The sequence below is a fragment of the Streptomyces sp. NBC_00237 genome, from assembly GCF_026342435.1.
In the GTDB taxonomy this organism is placed as follows: domain Bacteria; phylum Actinomycetota; class Actinomycetes; order Streptomycetales; family Streptomycetaceae; genus Streptomyces.
In genome coordinates this window covers 460,752-477,898 of the sequence record NZ_JAPEMT010000005.1, presented here as the reverse complement: position 1 = coordinate 477,898, position 17,147 = coordinate 460,752, and the positions used below count along the sequence as shown (strand labels likewise).

Sequence of the window (17,147 nt, the reverse complement as noted above, 5' to 3'; positions counted from 1 at the left end):
GCCATGACTGAGGATGATGCGCACAGAGACGACAGTGGCAGTCACCGAGGCATGGGGCGCAGGCGCTTCGCGGGTGGGGCCGTGGCACTGGGAGGTGCGCTGGTGCTGGGCCCGATTCCCGCAGCCGGGGCGGCGGACGGCGAGAAGAGCGGCACGGGACGGCACCGTCCGACGCTGCGGTACGGGTCGGCGGCGCGTGCCGGGCTGCTGCCCGAGCACCTGGAACGGGTGGTCGGCGAGGCGAAGCGGTTCCTGGGCCCGTCCCCCAAGCACCCCTGGTACGCGGGCGCGGTGGTGCTGGCCGGGCGCGGCGGCACGGTCGCGCTGCACGAACCCCTCGGGACGGCCGTGCGCTACGCGGCGTACGACGAGAAGACGGACACGGCGGTGGAGTTCCCGCCGGAGCAGCAGATTCCGATGGCCCGGGACACCGTCTTCGACCTGGCGTCGGTGTCCAAGCTGTTCACATCGATGCTGGCGGTGCAGCAGATCGAGCGGGGCGCGCTGGAGCTGGAGGCGAAGGTCGCCTCGTACCTGCCGGAGTTCGGCGGGGCGGGCAAGGGCGACATCACCGTACGGCAGCTGCTGACGCACACCTCCGGGTTCCGGGCGTGGATCGCGCTGTACTCGCAGCCGACCCGGGAGGGGAAGCTGAAGATGCTGTGGGCGGAGGCTCCGGCCAGCCCGCCCGGCACGGCGTATCTGTACTCGGACCTCAACCTCATCTCTCTCCAGCTCGTCCTCGAAAAGATCACCGCTCGCCCTTTGGATGCCCTGCTCCACGACGAGATCACTGCTCCGCTCGGGATGCACCGCACTCGTTTCAACCCGCCCGCCTCCTGGAAACCGAAGGTCGCCGCCACCGAGGACGCCCGCAAGCCGTGGTCGGGCATCGACCGAGGGCTGGTCTGGGGCGAGGTGCACGACGAGAACGCGTTCAGCTTCGACGGCGTCGCCGGGCACGCCGGAGTCTTCTCCACCGCCTGGGACCTCGCGATCCTCGCCCGCACCCTCCTCAACGGCGGCGTCTACGGCCGCGCCCGCATCCTGGAGCCGGAGTCCGTGGACCTGATGTTCACGGACTTCAACACCGCCTTCCCCGGCGACGAACACGGGCTCGGATTCGAGCTCTACCAGCACTGGTACATGGGCGCGATGGCCACTCCGCGCACGGCGGGCCACACCGGCTTCACGGGCACCAGCCTCGTCCTCGACCCGACGACCGACTCCTTCCTCATCCTCCTCGGCAACTCCGTCCACCCGGTGCGCAGTTGGCGTTCCGGTTCCGCGCCCCGGGTGGCGACCGCCGACGCGATGGCCCGCGCGGTCGCGGTGCGTCCGGAGCGCGGCCGCAGGGCCTGGTTCTCCGGCATGGCCTCCGCGACGACGGCGACGCTCGCCCTGCCACCGCTGCGGCTCGGCTCGCACCGGGGGCTGTTCCGCTGCGACCTGTGGTGGGACACGGAACCCACCGCGGACACGCTCGCCCTGGAGGTCTCGGCGGACGCGGGGGCGACCTGGCGGCCCGTCCCGTTCACGACCGTACGGAAGGGGGAGCGGCCCGAGCCGCACCCCGGCGGGGCGGTCACCGGGTGGTCGGGCCGGGTCTGGCACCGGGCGGGCGCGGACCTCGCACCGTACGAGGGCACGAGTGTCGCGCTGCGCTGGCGGTACACGACCGACCTGCGGTACGTCGGACGCGGGGTGTACGTCGACGGCCTGCGCGTCGAGGACGGGCACCGGACGGTGTTCGACGAGACCCGGCCCCAGGACGCGGCCCGCATCGAGGCGCGGGGCTGGACGGAGTCCCGGGACTGAACCTCGCGGCGGGGCCGGGGGTCCGGGGACCCCCGGCCGCTCAGCGGCGGCGGCGCAGGAGCAGCAGCACGGCAGCTCCTGCCGCCGCCGCAGCCGCGGCCCCTGCGGCGGGCCCCGGCCCGTCGCCGCCGATCGCCCGCAGGCTGTACCGGGACCGCACGGAGAACATCGACCAGGCGGACTGCGCGGACAGGAACGACCCGGTGCTCATCACCGACCCGATGGACACCCTGGACAGTGCCGAGCCGATCGACCCCGCCGACAGCACGGAACCGACCGAACCCACGGACAGCACGGAGCCGACCGAGCCGACGGACAGCACCGAGCCAGCGGAGCCGATCGACAGCAGGGAATCCTGGGAGTAGAGCGAGAAGGTCGAGTTGACGGACGTACGACCGCGGCGCTTCCCGAGTTTCGACATGCGGCCATACTGCCCCGGAACCTCGGTGTGTGTCCCGGGTCGTGCGCGGCCCGCCCGCCTACCGCCCCAGCACCGCCATCGCCGCGTTGTGCCCGCCGATGCCGCTGACGCCGCCCCCGCGTACGGAACCCGCGCCGCAGACCAGCACGTTGGGGTGTGCGGTGGCCACGCCCCACCGGTCGCCAGGACCGGCCGCGTACGGGAAGGCGAGGTCGCCGTGGAAGATGTGGCCGCCCGGCATGCGCAGTTCGCGTTCGAGGTCGAGCGGGGTCTTGGCCTCGATGCAGGGGTTGCCGTCGGCGTCCCGTGCCAGGCAGTCGGCGATCGGTTCGGCGAGGTGGGCGTCGAGCTGGGCCAGGGTGGTCCGCAGGAGTTCGGCGCGGGTGGCGTCGTTGTCGGCGGCGAAGAGGCGTGCCGGGGTGTGCAGGCCGAAGAGGGTGAGGGTGTGGTGTCCGCTTCCGGCCAGGTCCTGGCCGAGGATCGACGGGTCGGTCAGCGAGTGGCAGTAGACCTCCGAGGGCGGGGCGCTCGGCAGCCGCCCGGCGGCCGCCTGCGCGTACGCCTCGCCCAGCGCCTCGTACCCCTCCCCGATGTGGAAGGTCCCGGAGAACGCGTCGCGCGGGTCGACGGAGGGGTCCCGGAGCTTCGGCAGCCGCGTCAGCAGCATGTTGACCTTGAACTGGGCGCCCTCCGGGGGCGGCGCGAACGGGGCGGGCCCCTCGCCGAGCAGCGCGCCGAGGTGGTGCGGAGCCGCGTTGACCAGCACGTGGCGCGCGCCGACACGTCCGCTCGCCCCCTCGCCCGTACGGTACGCAACCTCCGCCCGGACCCCGTCGGTCTCGACGCGGGTCACGTCGTGCCCGGTGACGAGGGTGGCGCCGGCGGCGCGGGCGGCCCGGGCGAGGGCGTCGGTGAGGGCGCCCATGCCGCCGACGGGTACGTCCCAGTCGCCGGTTCCGTTGCCGACCACGTGGTAGAGAAAACAGCGGTTCTGGACGAGTGAGGTGTCGTGCGCATCGGCGAACGTCCCGATCAGCGCGTCCGTCAGCACCACTCCCCGCACCAGGTCGTGCCCGAAGTTCTGCTCCACGGCGACGCCGATCGGCTCCTCGAAGAGCATCCGCCAGGCCACCGGATCGTCGATGCGCCGACGCAGGGCGTCCCGGGTCGGCAGCGGCTCGGTGAAGGTCGGGAAGACCCGCTCGGCGACGCCCCGCAGCCTGCCGTAGAACTCCTCCCAGGCCCGGAACTCCGCGTCTCCCCCGGTGAGTTCCGCGAACGAGGCCCGCGTACGGGAACCGCCGACCAGCAGACCGCCGTCTCCCTTGGGGGTGTACGAGGAGATTGTCCGCTTCCGTACGTCGAACGAGAGTCCGAGGTCGCGCACAATGGCCTCGGGGAGGAGAGACACGAGATACGAGTAGCGCGAGAGCCGGACGTCCGCGCCGGGAAACGGGCGGGCGGACACGGCGGCGCCGCCGGTGGCGTCGAGGCGCTCCAGCAGGAGCACCGAGCGACCGGCGCGGGCGAGGTAGGCGGCGGCGACGAGACCGTTGTGGCCGCCACCGACGATCACGACGTCGTACGAGGAGCGCAGCGGCGGGGGCACCGGCCGGGACAGGGACGTAGGCATGGCCGGACCCTATGCGGTGCGTCACAGGTACGACAGGGGGCGGTGACAGGAATGGCCGTGGAGCGGCAGGAGTACAGACCGGACGAAGACGGCCGGGAGGGGGGTCGCTTTGTGCCACCTCGTCCGCATAGGGAAAATCAGGAGGTGACCTACCCGGAGCCTCTCACCCCGACCCACGACGACCCGCGCCTGGACGTACGCGACGGCCGCTTCCCGGCCGTGCCCCCGTCCGCACCGCGCGCCTCGGCACCCGAGGACGGGCCCTCCGGCGCACCCGCGGACGCGCCCACGGACTGGCGGCAGCGCGCACGGACGTTCGCCACCCCGGCGGCGGCGGTCGCGGTGCTGATCGTCGTCGCGCTCCTCGGCACGGGCATCGTGTCCCGCAACACGGGCGAGCTGTACATACCCGGGGCCGGGACCACGACCTTGCTGCGCTCGGTCTTCCTGGCCGCGCTCTTCCTCCACACGGGCGAGATCGTCGGTCACCGCCTGGCGCGCACGGTGGCGGGTGCTCCGGAGGTCCGGCCACCCATGTGGGGGATCGCGCTGTCACTGGCCGGGGCGGCGGCTTCGTTCGGCCAGATCGTCCAGATGGCCGACTACAGCGGAATGACCTTCACCGAGACGTACGCGACCGAGCCGGGCGGCATGCTGCTCCTCCAGGCGAACGCGTTCCTGGCGGCGGCCGGATGCGCCTGGCTGTTCAAGAAGCCGGTGTGGGCGCTCCTCCCGCTGGCGGTGGTCATCTTCTCCGAGGCGGTGCGGGCGCACCCGGAGCAGGACACCCCCGAGATCGGCATCGCGCTCACGACGATCCACCTGACGGCCTCCGCCCTGTGGACGGGCGGCCTGGTGTACGCACTGCGCGCGATGCACCTGTGGCGCGCGCAGCCGGACGGCGAACCGGGGGCGGGCCGCAGGCTCCTCGGCCGGTACGCCCGCATGGCGGCCTTCCTCTACGTGGCACTGGCGGTGACGGGCACCTTCAGCACGCTCCGCCGACTGCCGCTGGAGAACATCCTCACCACGGCGTACGGGCGCACCCTGATCGTCAAACTCGCCCTCTTCACGCTGGTGAGCGTACTGGCCCTGGTGGCCCGCTCCCGCCTGCACCGCAAGCCCTCGGCCCACGGCCGGGTGGATCCGGACGGAGCGGCGAAGGCAGCACGGGCCGAAGTGGTCGTCCTGGTGGGTGTGGTGGCCGTCTCAGCACTCCTGACGGTCGTCCCGACACCGACGTGGTGAGGATTTCCCGCCCCACCGGCGTTTGAGGCGCGGGGGTCCGGGGGCGGGGCCCCGCGCAGTAACCCCAGCCCCCGCACGGCCTAACCCCGCCCTCTCCTGAGCGCGGCCACCCGCCGGTACAGCTCCGCCGCCTCCGCCCCCCTCCCCAACTGCTCCAGACACTGCGCCTCGTCATTCCGGCTGGCCAGAGCATCCGGATGGTCCGCCCCCAGCACCCGCTCCCGCGACTGCGCCACCTGCCGGTACACGGCCAGCGCGTCCGCCCACCGCCCCAGCCACCCCAGCCCCACCGCCACCTCGCGCCGCGACACCAGGGTGTCCGGGTGGTCGGGCCCGAGCACCCGCTCCCGGATCGCGCACACGTCCCGCGCCTCGGCGAGGGCCTCCTCCCACCGCGCCAGCCGCCCGAGGTTGACCCCGAGCCCGTGCCGCGCCCGCAGCGTCTCCGCGTCGGCGGGCCCGCCCGTGCGGGTCCGGTCGTCGACCAGATCCCGGTACAGCTCCAGCGCCTCCGCGCTCCGCCCGAGCCTCCCCAGGCAGATCCCGACCTCGTACCGCGCGGACAGCGTGTCCGGATGATCGGCCCCGAGCGCCTGCGCCCGTGCCCCGGCGACCTCCCGGTACGTCTGGAGCGCCTCCGTCCACCGCCCCAGCTGCCCGAGCGCGTACGCCACCTCGTACCGGGTCACCAGCGTGTCGGGATGCGTCGCCCCGAGCACCCGCGCCCGCGCGGCGGCCACGTCCCGGGCCATCCGGTACGAGTCCTCCAGCCGTCCCAGCCGGCTCAGGTTGAAGGCCAGGTTGTGCCGACACCGCAAGGTGTCGACATGATCGGGCCCCATCGTCCGCTCCCGCGCCGCGAGCACCGCCGAGTACACCTGGTGGGCGTCGAAGTGCCGCCCGAGCTGCCCCAGCACGTAGGCGGTCTCCTGCCGGGCGGCCAGCGTCTCCGGATGCTCGGCGCCCATCGTGCGCGTGCGCCCCTCGGTGACCTTCGTGAACTCCCGCAGCGCGTCCGCCGCCCGTCCCGTACGACTGAGCGTGAAGCCGACCTCGTAGTGGCTGGCCAGGGTGTCGGGATGATCGGGTCCCAACGCGTGCTCCCGCTCGGCGGCCACGGCCCGATGCACCTCGCCCGCCTCCTCCCAGCGCCCGAGTCGCCCCAGGCTGAGGCCCGCGTTGTGCCGGTTGTCGAGTACGTCGAGCACCTCGGGCGGCGGAGTGGGCCGCTCCGCACGGGCGGGAGGCACGGAGTCGGAGCCCGCCCGCAGTCCACCGCCGCTGGTCCACTCCCCCGTCAGCCCCGCCGCCGGATCACCGTGCGCCGGGGTGAGCGTGCCGGTGCCGCCCGCCTTGTGTCCTGTGGTCATGCCGCGCGTCCAGGACGGCAGCCCGGGTGCTCTGCTCGACGGCTGCTCGGGCCGCTTGGCGGGCGGGCGCAGCTCGGGCGCGGTGGCGAGCACGGTCGCGGGGTGCCCGGCGACGGCCACGCCCGCCGGGGAGAGCCGTCCGTCGGTGAGCCGCCTGCCGAGGTCCTTGGCGTCCGAGGGCCGCCCGTCGGGCGTCTTCGCCAGCAGATCCAGGACTATCCGGTCGAAGAACTCGGGCAGTTCCTCCCGGTGGCTGCGCGGCGGCTCGGGCGCGGTGTCCCGGTGCCCGACGAGCACCGCCCAGGCGTCGTCGAGATCGAAGGGCGGCACACCGGTCGCGATCTCGTACAGGACGCAGCCCAGCGAGTACAGATCGCTGCGGTGGTCCACGTTGACCCCGCTGATCTGCTCGGGCGACATGTAGTGCGGGGTGCCCATGGCGATGCCGGTGCCGGTGAGGCGGGAGGTGAAGCCGATGTCGTGGCCGAGCCGCGCTATCCCGAAGTCGCAGATCTTCACGGTGCCGTCGGCGAGCCGCATGATGTTGGCGGGCTTCAAGTCGCGGTGGACGATGCCCTGTTCGTGGGTGTAGGCGAGGGCCCAGGCGACCTGTTCGGCGATGTCGACGACGTCGTGAACGGGCAGCGGGTGCTGCTTGTTGTCCTCCAGGAGCTGACTGAGGTTGCGCCCCTCCAGCAGCTCCATCACCAGGAACAGCACGCCCTCGTACTCGCCGAAGTCGTGCACGACGGTGACGCCCCGGTGCTGGAGGGCAGCCGCCACCCGGGCCTCACGCCGGAAGCGCTCCCTGAGCACGGAGGAGATCTGCTGGTCGTGCTGGGTTCCGATGGGCTTGAGGCACTTGACCGCGACCCGTCGGCCGAGCGATTCGTCGCGGGCACGCCACACCTCGCCCATGCCCCCGCGCCCGATCAGGTCGAGCAGCCGGTACCGGCCCTGGATCAGCCTGGTGTCCGCCATCTCGTACTGTCGCCCCCGTCATCGTCCCGCACCCTCCCCGGCCCGTCCCAGTATGGCCGCCTGCGCCCTGAGTTTGTACGGGGCGGGGCGGCTGCCGGGGCCCAGGCGGGCAACTGCCTTCAAGATGTGACCTGGTGGCAACTGCCAGCGGAGCCTGGAGGGAATCGCGCGCAGGACGTGCCCGGCGGCGAGGAGCTGACGGTCCGCGGCACGGGGGCCAGGACCGGGCCGGCCGTACAGGGCGTGCGCGAAGGGCGGCAGCGAGACGTACGCGACGGCCGCGACCCGCCGCCAGACCAGCTCACGCGCCGGTACGAGGGCGGGGGGCACCGGTGGCCGCCGGAGGAACGCGTCCACCTTGCGGGCGTCCTCGCCCGCCTCCAGCAGGGGATGCACCGAGGCGAAGTAGTCCGCCATCTCCCCCGTACTGGAGGGGACTTGGGCCGGGTCGAGGCCGACCAGGCGGGCGCTCTGGCGGTGTTCGTCGACGTAGCGGTCGGCCTGCGCTGCCGTCAGCGGCAGCCCGGAGCGGCGGGCGACCGAAAGATAGGAGTCGATCTCCGCGCAGTGCACCCAGAGCAACAGCCCGGGGTCGTCGACGCCGAGCAGCCGGTGGATCTTCCGGACCCGGGCCCCGGCCTGCTCGGCGGCGTCCTTCGTGCCGTACGTCGTCGTGCCCACGAAGTTCGCGGTGCGCATCAGACGGCCCCAGGCGTCGTCCATGAAGGTGCTGTTGATCATGACGCCTCGTACGGCGACGGGGTGCAGGGCCTGGAGGTAGAGGGCGCGGACCCCGGCGATCCACATCATCGGGTCGCCGTGCACCTGCCAGGTGACGGAGGCGGGCCCGAAGAGGCCGGGGTCGGCCTCGGCGCGGACGGCCGGGCGTGCACGGTGACCGGGACTTTCCGGGGGCACTTTCCCACACTCCTGATCCGAAGCGGTGCCGGACGACGTACCTCGCAGTACCTCGCCGTACCTCGCAGGTAATGGCCACGGTTGGCCGGAGAGTGACAGTCTCATCATCGCAGGGGTCGCCGCCCACCGGACACCCCGCACGGAGACCGAGGAGCGCCCCCATGAGCCGTCTGAGAATCGCCAAACCCGGTCCGGTGAAGGGCCGGCGGTGGACCCCGGTCACCGTCGCCAACGCGGCGGTGGCGCTCGCCCTGGAGTGCGGAATGCTGGTGGCGCTCTTCTGCTGGGGCCTGGCCACCGGTACGAACACGGTCTGGGGGATCGTCATCGGCGCGGCGAGCGCGGCCCTGGCGGCGGTCGTGTGGGGAACGTTCCTCGCGGCCGGAGGCCCGAAGGTCCCCCTGCCGGTGGGCGCGGAGATCACCGTCAAACTGGCGGTCTTCGGCGTCGCCGCGCTGGCCCTGGCCGACTTCGGGCGCACCACCCTGACGCTGGTCCTCGCGGGGCTCGCGGTGATCAGCGTCGCGGTGGAGTACACGGCGGTGGGCCCGCCGCCGGAAACCCGGGACGACGCCCTGGCCGGAACTCCTGACCTGAACTCCTGACTTGAATTCCTGGCCGGGCCTCCTGGCCGGGCCTCCTGACCTGACCTCCTGGCCGGGCCTAGCGCCGGACCCTCGGCATTCCCAGCCCGATCCACGAGATGATCTCGCGCTGGATCTCGTTGTTGCCGCCGCCGAAGGTGAAGATGACGGCGGAGCGGTAGCCGCGTTCCAGTTCGCCGTGCAGGACTGCGCCGGTGGAGCCCTCCTTGAGGGGGCCCGCCGCGCCGACGACCTCCATCAGCCAGCCGTAGGCGTCGCGGCGGGCCTCGGAGCCGTACACCTTGACGGCGGAGGCGTCCTGCGGGGTGAGGGTGCCGTTCTGGACGGCGTTCACCATCTGCCAGTTGAGGAGCTTCATCGCGTCGAGCTTGGTGTGCGTGCGAGCCAGACGGCCGCGCACCCAGTTGAGGTCGATGACCCGGCGGCCGTCGGTCAGCCTGGTGTCCATGGCCCAGCGCTGCACGTCGTGCAGGGCGCGCACCGCCATGGTGCCGTGGGCGGCGAGGGTGACGCGTTCGTGGTTGAGCTGGTTGGTGATGAGCCGCCAGCCCCCGTTCTCCTCGCCGACGCGGCGGGAGACGGGGACGCGGATGTTCTCGTAGTAGCTGGCGGTGGTGTCGTGCGAGGCGAGGGTGTTGATGATGGTGCAGGAGTAGCCGGGGTCACTGGTGGGGACCAGGAGCATGGTGATGCCCTTGTGGAGCGGGGCCCCTTCCTCCAGGGGGGTGGTGCGCACGGCGAGCCAGACCCAGTCGGCGGTGTCGCCGTTGGTGGTCCAGATCTTCTGGCCGTTGACGACGTAGTGGTCCCCGTCGAGGACGGCCCGGGTCTTCAGGGCGGCGAGGTCGGTGCCCGCGTCGGGTTCGCTGTAGCCGATGGCGAAGTCGAGTTCGCCGGAGAGGATCCTGGGGAGGAAGTACGACTTCTGCTCGTCGGTGCCGTACTGCATGATCGTCGGGCCGACGGTGTTGAGGGCCATCAGGGGCAGCGGGACGCCTGCCTGGGCTGCCTCGTCGAAGAAGACGTACTGCTCCATGGGCGTCAGCCCGCGTCCGCCGTACTCCTTCGGCCAGCCGACGCCGAGCCAGCCGTCCGCGCCGAGGCGGCGGACGGTCTCGCGGTAGAAGCGCTTCTGCGTGGCGGCATCGCCGAAGCGGGCGTGGGCGTGGGCCTCGTCGGGGACCAACTCGGCGAAGTAGGAGCGCAGTTCGGTGCGCAGCTGCTGCTGTGCGGGGGTGTAGGCGAGATGCACGGGCCCTCCAGGCGTCTTGCAGACGTGTACGACACGGGGTTCTGGCGGCGGCGCACACAGTAGAACGTGTTGCAGGAATGCGGAAGGGGGGCGCGGTGCGTGCGGACGGGGCCCATGGGTGATGGGTTGGGGTCTGGGGGCCTGGGGGTCTGAAGTCAGCAGTACGCGGTCGACTCGACCAGCTCCAGCGCATCGGCCAGGCTGTGCGGGCGGTGGACGCCCTCGGTCGGCGCGGTGCGTGACCAGCCGGGCCCCCCGGCGAGGACCATCGGCTGGGTGCGGGCCCCGCGGATGCCGCGTGCCGTGGAGCGGACCATGCCGAGGACGGCGCGGTCGGCGGTGGGCCGGGTCTGGGACCACAGGACGACGGCGCGCGGGCCGGTGCGGCGGACGGCCTCCGCGAGCGCGCGCAGCGGCACCGCCGCGCCGAACATCCTTACGGGCAGGCCCCGTTCGACCAGGGTCGCGGTGAGGGCCTCCAAAGCGAGGGTGTGCATTTCGCCCGGCAGACAGGCCAGCAGTACGGGCTGCTCGTCGTCGCCGGGCTCCTCGGTGTCGGCGTTGCGGCGCAGGGCGGTGGAGATGTGCCAGGAGAGCAGGTGCTCCGCCTCCACGTAGCGCTCGCCCGTGGGGTCGCCCGAGCTCGCCCAGGTACGGCCGATGGCGCGCAGGGCGGGGGACATCGCACCCTCCCAGGTTCCGGCGAGGCCGTGGGAGTGGACCGTCGAGGTGAGCATCCGGTCGATGAGGGGGGAGTCGAGGCGCACGGCGGCGTTCCGCAGGCCGCGCACGGTGCGGACGGGGATGGTGGTGGACGGGAGGCGGGGGGTGGGGATCTTGGCGAGGGGGGCTGGTGGGGCGGAGGCGGGTGGGGGGCTCTTGCGGGCCGGGGCGTTCTCGGGGGCCGGGGTGTTCTCGCGGGCCAGTCTGGCGGCCTCGGCCGGGGGCACGCCGCGTGCGGTGAGGGCGCACATGCGCTCCAGCAGGTCGATGTCGGCGGCGGCCCAGCGGCGGTGCCTGCCGTCGTCGCGGACCGCGGGCCCGATGCCGTAGCGGCGGTCCCAGGAGCGCAGGGTGGTGGGGGCGACTCCGAGGCGGCGGGCGACGTCGCCGGTGGTCATTCCCGCCGCGTGGTGGTGCGTGGTGGTGCCGTCGTTCGGGATCCGGCTGCCGTTCATGGCCCGACGATACGACGCACGAGCGACGCAAGTTGCCGGGTTCGCCGAACTGCGACGAAGGTTGCTCACGTAGGAACTGCGGCTGGTTTCGCGACCCGCGCCTCCTCCGTCGCCGGCGTTACGGAGGGCGTGCGGGGCACCCTTGCGGGGAGCATGTGAGTGGCCCGGCTGCGGGGTGGTGTCACGGGCGGATGATCGGCCGTCCGTGGCCCCGCCGGTTCCTCTGGGTGGGGCGGTGGGTGGAAGACACCATTGCCGGGGGCTCCGCCCCCTCGAGCCCCGGGCCCGCCTTCGGCGGAATTTCTGCCCCTGCCCCACCCCTTGGCCACCCCCGGCCTCCGTGCGGACCCTCACCCGGCAGGGAGCCAGGACGTCACCCGTACGACGGTGTCCGCTCGCACCACCCCCTCCTCCGCCGCAGCATGGCGATGCCCCCTTCGTCCATCTGTCGACTCCGGAGGAACCATGACCACCGTCCGTGACCTGATGACCCCCGATGTGCGGTCCATCCCGGCGACCGAGACCCTCGACCGTGCCGCCCAGCTGATGCGGGAGCACCACATCGGGGCCCTCCCCGTCCAGGGCAGCGACGGTGGGCTCACCGGCATCGTCACCGACCGCGACATCGTCGTGAAGTGCATCGCGGCGGGGCACGACCCGTCGAAGACGACCGCGGGCGACCTCGCCGAGGGCGCCCCCGTGTCCGTCGACGTCTCGGCCGACAGCGACGAAGCGGTACGGGTCATGAGCGACGCCCGCATCCGCCGCCTCCTGGTGCTGGAGAACGGCGTCCCGGTCGGCATGGTCACCGAGGCCGACCTCGCGCGGGCGCTGCCCGCCGACCAGCTGGTGACCTTCGTCAGCGCGGTGTACGCGGGGCGCTGACGTCCGCCCCGTCCCCGCACGCTCCTGTGCCCCGCCCGGTCGTCGATCCGGGCGGGGCACAGGAGCGTTCCGGCCGGGGAGGTTCGCCGCGGAAGTCCGCTGGGGAAATCCACCAGGGCGGTCCGCCGGGGAAGAACGCTAGGGAAGTTCGCTCTCGATGGCCGCGCGGCCTTCCTTCTCCAGCCGCTTGCGCGCCCACTCCAGGTTCTCCGGCGTGACGTCCCGGCCCGACGCGAGCACCAGGTCCTCCGGGGTCGCGTCGTCGCTGCCGCCGCTGTGCAGCAGGCTGTCGGGGGTCACTTCGGACGGGTCGGGGCCCTGGTCGCTCATGGCGCCTCCTTCGTTCGTCCGGACGCTCACACCGGACATTCCGGGTCGCGTCCCGCTTGCCACGCATTCTTGTGCCCGCCCGAACGGTCCGCACCTCCTGAGCCGCACACCCCGGGCCCCGCCGGGATGCGTACCCCGTCCGAGTGAGGCAGCGTGAGGTCATGAGCGACATGTACGACGGTGCGGGCGACGGCGACCTCCCCGAGGACGACGGGGTGCTCGACGCCCAGGACACGCTGATCACGGACCGTCTCGACTACGACCCCCTGGACTCCGGCATCGATCCGCCCGACCACTGGTCTCCCGCCGAGTCCTTCGGTACGACGGCGGAGGAGGCCCGGCGCGGCGAGTCCCTGGATCAGCTGCTGGCCGAGGAGGAGCCGGACATTCCGCAGCCCTCGGGGGACGAGACGGGCGACGAGTACGCGGACGACCTGGACCTGGATCCGTCGGACGACCTGTAGGGACATCCGCAAGGCGGCCCGGAGTCCGTAAAGCTCCCTCCGGACCGATTCGCGAGTTCAGGTGAACATGTCCGTTCGCAACTGAAATGTCCATGCCCGCGCTGTACGGTGCCGGGCATGAACGGGGTACGGGGCACGCGCCCTCTCGATGAATCCGGCACGTTCGGCGCGGAGTTGAGGCGGTTGCGCGGCGAGCGGGGGATGTCGCTCACCGCGCTGGCACGGTCGATCCACTACAGCAAGGGCTACCTCAGCAAGATCGAGACCGGCGGGAAGCCGCCGACACCGGACGTCGCGCGCCGGTGTGACGAAGCGCTCGGTGCGCGGGGCGCGCTGCTGCGGCTGGTGCCGGACGTCCCGGCCGCGCGGCAGCCCGCGCCCGCACCGCCCGCAGAGGCCCTGCCGCCCTCCGACGCGGACCAGGAGTGCCCGTACCGGGGGCTGGCGTCGTTCGGGCCGCAGGACGCCCGCTGGTTCTTCGGCCGGGAGCGGGCCACCGCCGACCTGCTGCGCAAGCTGGCGGAGCGGGCGGGCGCCGGGCCGCTCGTGGTGGCGGCCCCTTCGGGCGCGGGAAAGTCGTCGCTGCTGCGGGCCGGTCTGGTGCCCGCGCTGCGGCGCGGGGAACTCCCGGTGCCGGGGTCGCACCACTGGCCGGTGGCGCTGTGCACCCCGACGGCGCACCCCTTGAAGGAGCTGCTGCACGGCGTCACCGAGGCACTCGGCGGGGTGCCGGGACTCGCCTCCGGAGAGCTCGGCGGCCTGCCCGTACTCTCTCCCGATGCGCTGGCGGCCCGCCCGGAGCGGCTCGCGGAAGCGTTGCGGGAGGCGGGCCCGGGAGAAGCGGGCGCGGGACCTGAGGTCCCGGACCGCCGACTCGTCCTTCTCGTCGACCAGTTCGAGGAGACCTTCACCCTGTGTGCCGACGAGCGCGAGCGGCACGCCTACGTCGCGGCCCTCCGCGCGCTCGCCGCTCCCGGCGGACCGGCCGTCGTCGTGCTCGGACTGCGTGCCGACTTCACCGGGCGCTGCCTCGAAGTTCCCGCCCTGGTACCGGTGTTCACACACGGGCTGTTCGCCCTCGGGCCGATGACCGAGGGCGAGCTGCGGGAGGCCGTCACCCTGCCCGCCGCCCGGTGCGGCCTCGTCCTGGAGCCCGGACTCGTCGAGCTGCTGCTCCGCGACCTGGGGCACGGTGGGTCCTTCAGCTGCGGGCCCGACGCCCCCGGCGCTCTGCCGCTCCTCGCGCACGCCCTGCGGGTGACCTGGCAGCACCGCACCGGGCGCACCCTCACCGTCGCCGGGTACGAGCGGACCGGCGGCATCCGAGGGGCCGTCGCCCACAGTGCGGAGGACGTGTTCACCCGCCTGCTGCCCGCCGAACGTGACATGGCCCGGCGGCTGTTGGTGCGGCTCGTGCACCTCGGCGAGGACGGCACCGAGTCGCGTCGCCGCACGGGGCGCGAGCGGCTGCTCGCCCGGCTGCCCGATCCGCGCGGGGCGCAGGCCGCGCTCGACGCGTTCGTCGCGGCCCGGCTGCTCACGGCGGGGCGGGACTCCGTGGAGATCACGCATGAGGCCCTGCTGCGGGCCTGGCCTCGGCTGCGCGACTGGATCGACGCCGACCGGGCGGGCCTGCTGCTGCGCCAGCAGCTCACCGCGTCGGCCGCGGAGTGGGTGCGGGCGGACCGCGATCCGGCGCTCCTCCCCCGGGGCTCCCGGCTGCGCACCGTCGCGCAGTGGGCCGACCAGCGGGACGCCAGGATCGAACTGGGGCCCGCCGAGGCCGAGTTCATCGCGGCGGGCCGGGCGGAGGAGCGGGCCAGGCAGCGCACCGAGATCCGCCGGGTGCGCACGCGCCGGGTGCTGCTCGCCACCCTCGCGGGGCTGCTGGTCCTCGCGACGGGGGCGGGCACGGTGGCGTACCAGCAGCGGGAACGCGCCTACCAGGAGCGGCGCACCGCCCAGTCGCAGGCCATGGCGGTACGGGCCGGGACGCTCGCCGCCGGACGGCCGGAGGAGGCGATGCGGCTCGCCCTGCGCGCGTACCGCACCGCCCCGACCGTCGAGGCGCGCGGCGCGCTGCTGAGCACGCAGGCCCCGTACTTCGCCGGGCGGCTGACGGGACACACAGGCCCGGTCAACGCGGTCGCGTTCGCCCCGGACGGGCTGACGCTGGCGTCGGGCGGCAACGACGGCACCGTACGGCTGTGGGGCGGTCCCGGTCACCGGCAGCCCCTCGCGACGCTCACCGGACACGGCGGGCAGGTGCTCGGCCTCGCCTTCAGCCCGGACGGCCGGGTGCTCGCGTCGGCGGGGGCGGACGGCACGGTACGACTGTGGGACGTACGGGACCACCAGCCCGCCGGAACCCTGCTCGGGCACGGCGGCGCGGTGCGGGCGGTGGCGTTCGCCCCGGACGGGCGCTCCCTCCTGACGGGCGGCGCGGACCGCACCGTACGCCTGTGGGACGCGCGGCGGCACACGCTGCGTACGACGTGGCACGGGCACACCGACGCGGTGATGGCGGTCGCCTGGTCGCCCGACGCCCAGCGCGTGGCGTCCGCGGGCATGGACCGCACCGTGCGCCTGTGGGGTGTCACGGGGGATTCCGGCGCAGCCCCCGCAGCGGTGCTGCACGGGCACACCGACGGGGTGCTCGGGGTCGCCTGGTCGCCGGACGGGCAGCAGGTCGCCTCCGGTGGCGCGGACCGCACCGTGCGGCTGTGGGACGCGCGGCGGCACCAGGTGCGGCAGGTGCTCGTGGGGCACAGTGACGACGTCAACTCCGTGGCGTACTTCCGCGACGGGACCACGGTCGTCAGCACCGGGGGCGACGGGAGCGCACGCCTGTGGGACGTGGCGACGCGGCGCACCGTGACCACGCTGTCCGGGCACACGGACTACGTGCTCGCGGTGGCCGTCGGGGGCGGCCGGGACGGCGCCGTGCTGGCGACGGCGGGCTTCGACGGGACGGTGGTGCGCTGGGACCTGGGGCGGGCGGCGCTGACGACGCGTCCGTTCGCGGAGTCCTGGCAGCCCGCGTTCTCGCCGGACGGACGCTGGCTGGCCTCCGCGAGCGCCGACCGCACGGTCAAGCTGTGGGACGCGCGGACGCACCGGCCCCGGGGGTCGCTGGGCGGACACACGGGGTCCGTCTTCCAGGTGGTGTGGTCGCCGGACGGACGGCGGCTCGCCTCGGCGGGCGCGGACCGCACGGTGCGGGTCTGGGACACGGGTTCGCGCCGCCTCCTGAAGTCCCTCGCCGGACACACCGGTTCGGTGCTGGGGCTCGCCTGGTCGCCGGACGGGCGCTGGCTGGCGTCGGCGAGCGCCGACCGCACGGTGCGTGTGTGGGACGCCCGTACGCTGCTGCCCGCCGCCACCCTGACCGGGCACCGGGACTTCGCGAACGCGGTGGCGTTCGGCCCGGACGGGCGCACGCTCGCCAGCGGCGGCGACGATCTGACCGTACGGCTGTGGAGCGTGCCCGGGTGGCGTCCGGGCGTCGTGCTGCCCGGGCACACCGGGTCGGTGCGGGCGGTGGCGTTCGCCCCGGACGGCCGCACTCTGGCGTCGGGCGGCAACGACGGCGCCGTACGGCTGTGGGACCTGACGCGGGGCGTCGGCGTCGCGGCGCTCACCGGACACAGCGGCGCGGTGCGCGCGGTCGCCTTCGCACCGGGCGGCGGGACACCGGGCACCACGCAGGTCCTGGCGAGCAGCGGCAGCGACGGCACGGTGCGCCTGTGGGACGCCGTACGCCACGAACCGACGGCCGCTCTCGCCGGTCACGGCGGGGCGGTGTGGGGCATCGCCTTCGACCGCCGTACGGGAACGCTCGCCAGCAGCAGCAACGACGGAACGGTGCGGCTGTGGGACACCTCGGTGGCCCGCCGGGAGGCGGCGGTGTGCGCTCTGGCCGGGTGCTCCGGCCTCTAAGACACTCCGGGACACCCCGGTTTCCCTGCGCGTTTCCCGTTTCCCGGCGCATCGGGAGACGCCAGGAGTCTCGACAGCCGCCGCAGCCACCGCCCAGTCTCGAAA

The 17,147-nt window shown here is 73.5% G+C and carries 13 protein-coding genes; 6 read left to right on the top strand and 7 right to left on the bottom strand.

Annotation, left to right across the window (positions count from 1 at the left end):
* Window positions 1–3 precede the first annotated feature (3 nt).
* The gene (locus OG897_RS37925) at window positions 4–1,818 is read left to right on the top strand and encodes a serine hydrolase (protein WP_266664481.1); all 1,815 of its coding nucleotides are present in this window, start codon (window positions 4–6) and stop codon (window positions 1,816–1,818) included.
* A 40-nt stretch (window positions 1,819–1,858) separates the two neighbouring features.
* Here OG897_RS37925 and OG897_RS37920 read toward each other — a convergent pair whose 3' ends face one another.
* Together OG897_RS37920 and OG897_RS37915 are read right to left on the bottom strand one after the other, a co-directional pair.
* Window positions 1,859–2,239, bottom strand: a complete 381-nt coding sequence (locus OG897_RS37920) for a hypothetical protein (protein ID WP_266664479.1) — start codon at window positions 2,237–2,239, stop codon at window positions 1,859–1,861.
* A 58-nt stretch (window positions 2,240–2,297) separates the two neighbouring features.
* The gene (locus tag OG897_RS37915) at window positions 2,298–3,872 is read right to left on the bottom strand and encodes an NAD(P)/FAD-dependent oxidoreductase (protein ID WP_266664477.1); all 1,575 of its coding nucleotides are present in this window, start codon (window positions 3,870–3,872) and stop codon (window positions 2,298–2,300) included.
* Between the two features lie 144 nt (window positions 3,873–4,016).
* Between OG897_RS37915 and OG897_RS37910 the strand changes: the two genes are divergently transcribed.
* Window positions 4,017–5,120, top strand: a complete 1,104-nt coding sequence (locus OG897_RS37910; protein ID WP_266664475.1) for a copper resistance D family protein — start codon at window positions 4,017–4,019, stop codon at window positions 5,118–5,120.
* An 80-nt stretch (window positions 5,121–5,200) separates the two neighbouring features.
* Here OG897_RS37910 and OG897_RS37905 read toward each other — a convergent pair whose 3' ends face one another.
* Together OG897_RS37905 and OG897_RS37900 are read right to left on the bottom strand one after the other, a co-directional pair.
* The gene (locus tag OG897_RS37905) at window positions 5,201–7,471 is read right to left on the bottom strand and encodes a serine/threonine-protein kinase (RefSeq protein ID WP_266664473.1); all 2,271 of its coding nucleotides are present in this window, start codon (window positions 7,469–7,471) and stop codon (window positions 5,201–5,203) included.
* An 18-nt stretch (window positions 7,472–7,489) separates the two neighbouring features.
* Window positions 7,490–8,389 carry an oxygenase MpaB family protein gene (locus OG897_RS37900; RefSeq protein WP_266664471.1) on the bottom strand — a complete coding sequence of 300 codons (900 nt, stop codon included), beginning with the start codon at window positions 8,387–8,389 and terminating at the stop codon, window positions 7,490–7,492.
* A gap of 161 nt (window positions 8,390–8,550) precedes the next feature.
* On the opposite strand from OG897_RS37900, the gene OG897_RS37895 reads away from it, so the two are divergent.
* A complete protein-coding gene (locus OG897_RS37895; protein WP_266664469.1) occupies window positions 8,551–8,994 on the top strand; it encodes a YrdB family protein in 444 nt (147 codons plus the stop codon).
* Between the two features lie 58 nt (window positions 8,995–9,052).
* On the opposite strand, the gene OG897_RS37890 is transcribed toward OG897_RS37895, so the two are convergent.
* Both OG897_RS37890 and OG897_RS37885 read right to left on the bottom strand, forming a co-directional pair.
* Complete coding sequence (locus OG897_RS37890; RefSeq protein WP_266664467.1) at window positions 9,053–10,246, bottom strand: acyl-CoA dehydrogenase family protein; 1,194 nt, start codon at window positions 10,244–10,246, stop codon at window positions 9,053–9,055.
* A gap of 155 nt (window positions 10,247–10,401) precedes the next feature.
* Window positions 10,402–11,424 (bottom strand): MerR family transcriptional regulator, encoded by a 1,023-nt coding sequence (locus OG897_RS37885; RefSeq protein WP_266664465.1) that lies wholly within the window; start codon window positions 11,422–11,424, stop codon window positions 10,402–10,404.
* A 465-nt stretch (window positions 11,425–11,889) separates the two neighbouring features.
* Here OG897_RS37885 and OG897_RS37880 point away from each other — a divergent pair, with 465 nt between their 5' ends.
* A complete protein-coding gene (locus OG897_RS37880; RefSeq protein WP_266664463.1) occupies window positions 11,890–12,309 on the top strand; it encodes a CBS domain-containing protein in 420 nt (139 codons plus the stop codon).
* Window positions 12,310–12,447: 138 nt separating this feature from the next.
* Here OG897_RS37880 and OG897_RS37875 read toward each other — a convergent pair whose 3' ends face one another.
* A complete protein-coding gene (locus OG897_RS37875; protein WP_266664461.1) occupies window positions 12,448–12,639 on the bottom strand; it encodes a hypothetical protein in 192 nt (63 codons plus the stop codon).
* Between the two features lie 161 nt (window positions 12,640–12,800).
* Here OG897_RS37875 and OG897_RS37870 point away from each other — a divergent pair, with 161 nt between their 5' ends.
* Complete coding sequence (locus OG897_RS37870; protein ID WP_266664459.1) at window positions 12,801–13,103, top strand: hypothetical protein; 303 nt, start codon at window positions 12,801–12,803, stop codon at window positions 13,101–13,103.
* 117 nt (window positions 13,104–13,220) lie between these two features.
* Entirely contained in the window at window positions 13,221–17,042 is a 3,822-nt protein-coding gene (locus OG897_RS37865) for a helix-turn-helix domain-containing protein (protein ID WP_266664457.1), read from the top strand.
* Window positions 17,043–17,147: the final 105 nt, after the last annotated feature.

Excerpts from the sequence above, each read along its gene's own strand:
- OG897_RS37925 (WP_266664481.1), top strand. The coding sequence starts at position 4 with ATGACTGAGGATGATGCGCACAGAGACGACAGTGGCAGTCACCGAGGC.
- OG897_RS37920 (WP_266664479.1), bottom strand. The coding sequence starts at position 2,239 with ATGTCGAAACTCGGGAAGCGCCGCGGTCGTACGTCCGTCAACTCGACC.
- OG897_RS37915 (WP_266664477.1), bottom strand. The coding sequence starts at position 3,872 with ATGCCTACGTCCCTGTCCCGGCCGGTGCCCCCGCCGCTGCGCTCCTCG.
- OG897_RS37905 (WP_266664473.1), bottom strand. The coding sequence starts at position 7,471 with ATGGCGGACACCAGGCTGATCCAGGGCCGGTACCGGCTGCTCGACCTG.
- OG897_RS37895 (WP_266664469.1), top strand. The coding sequence starts at position 8,551 with ATGAGCCGTCTGAGAATCGCCAAACCCGGTCCGGTGAAGGGCCGGCGG.
- OG897_RS37885 (WP_266664465.1), bottom strand. The coding sequence starts at position 11,424 with ATGAACGGCAGCCGGATCCCGAACGACGGCACCACCACGCACCACCAC.
- OG897_RS37880 (WP_266664463.1), top strand. The coding sequence starts at position 11,890 with ATGACCACCGTCCGTGACCTGATGACCCCCGATGTGCGGTCCATCCCG.
- OG897_RS37875 (WP_266664461.1), bottom strand. The coding sequence starts at position 12,639 with ATGAGCGACCAGGGCCCCGACCCGTCCGAAGTGACCCCCGACAGCCTG.
- OG897_RS37870 (WP_266664459.1), top strand. The coding sequence starts at position 12,801 with ATGAGCGACATGTACGACGGTGCGGGCGACGGCGACCTCCCCGAGGAC.
- OG897_RS37865 (WP_266664457.1), top strand. The coding sequence starts at position 13,221 with ATGAACGGGGTACGGGGCACGCGCCCTCTCGATGAATCCGGCACGTTC.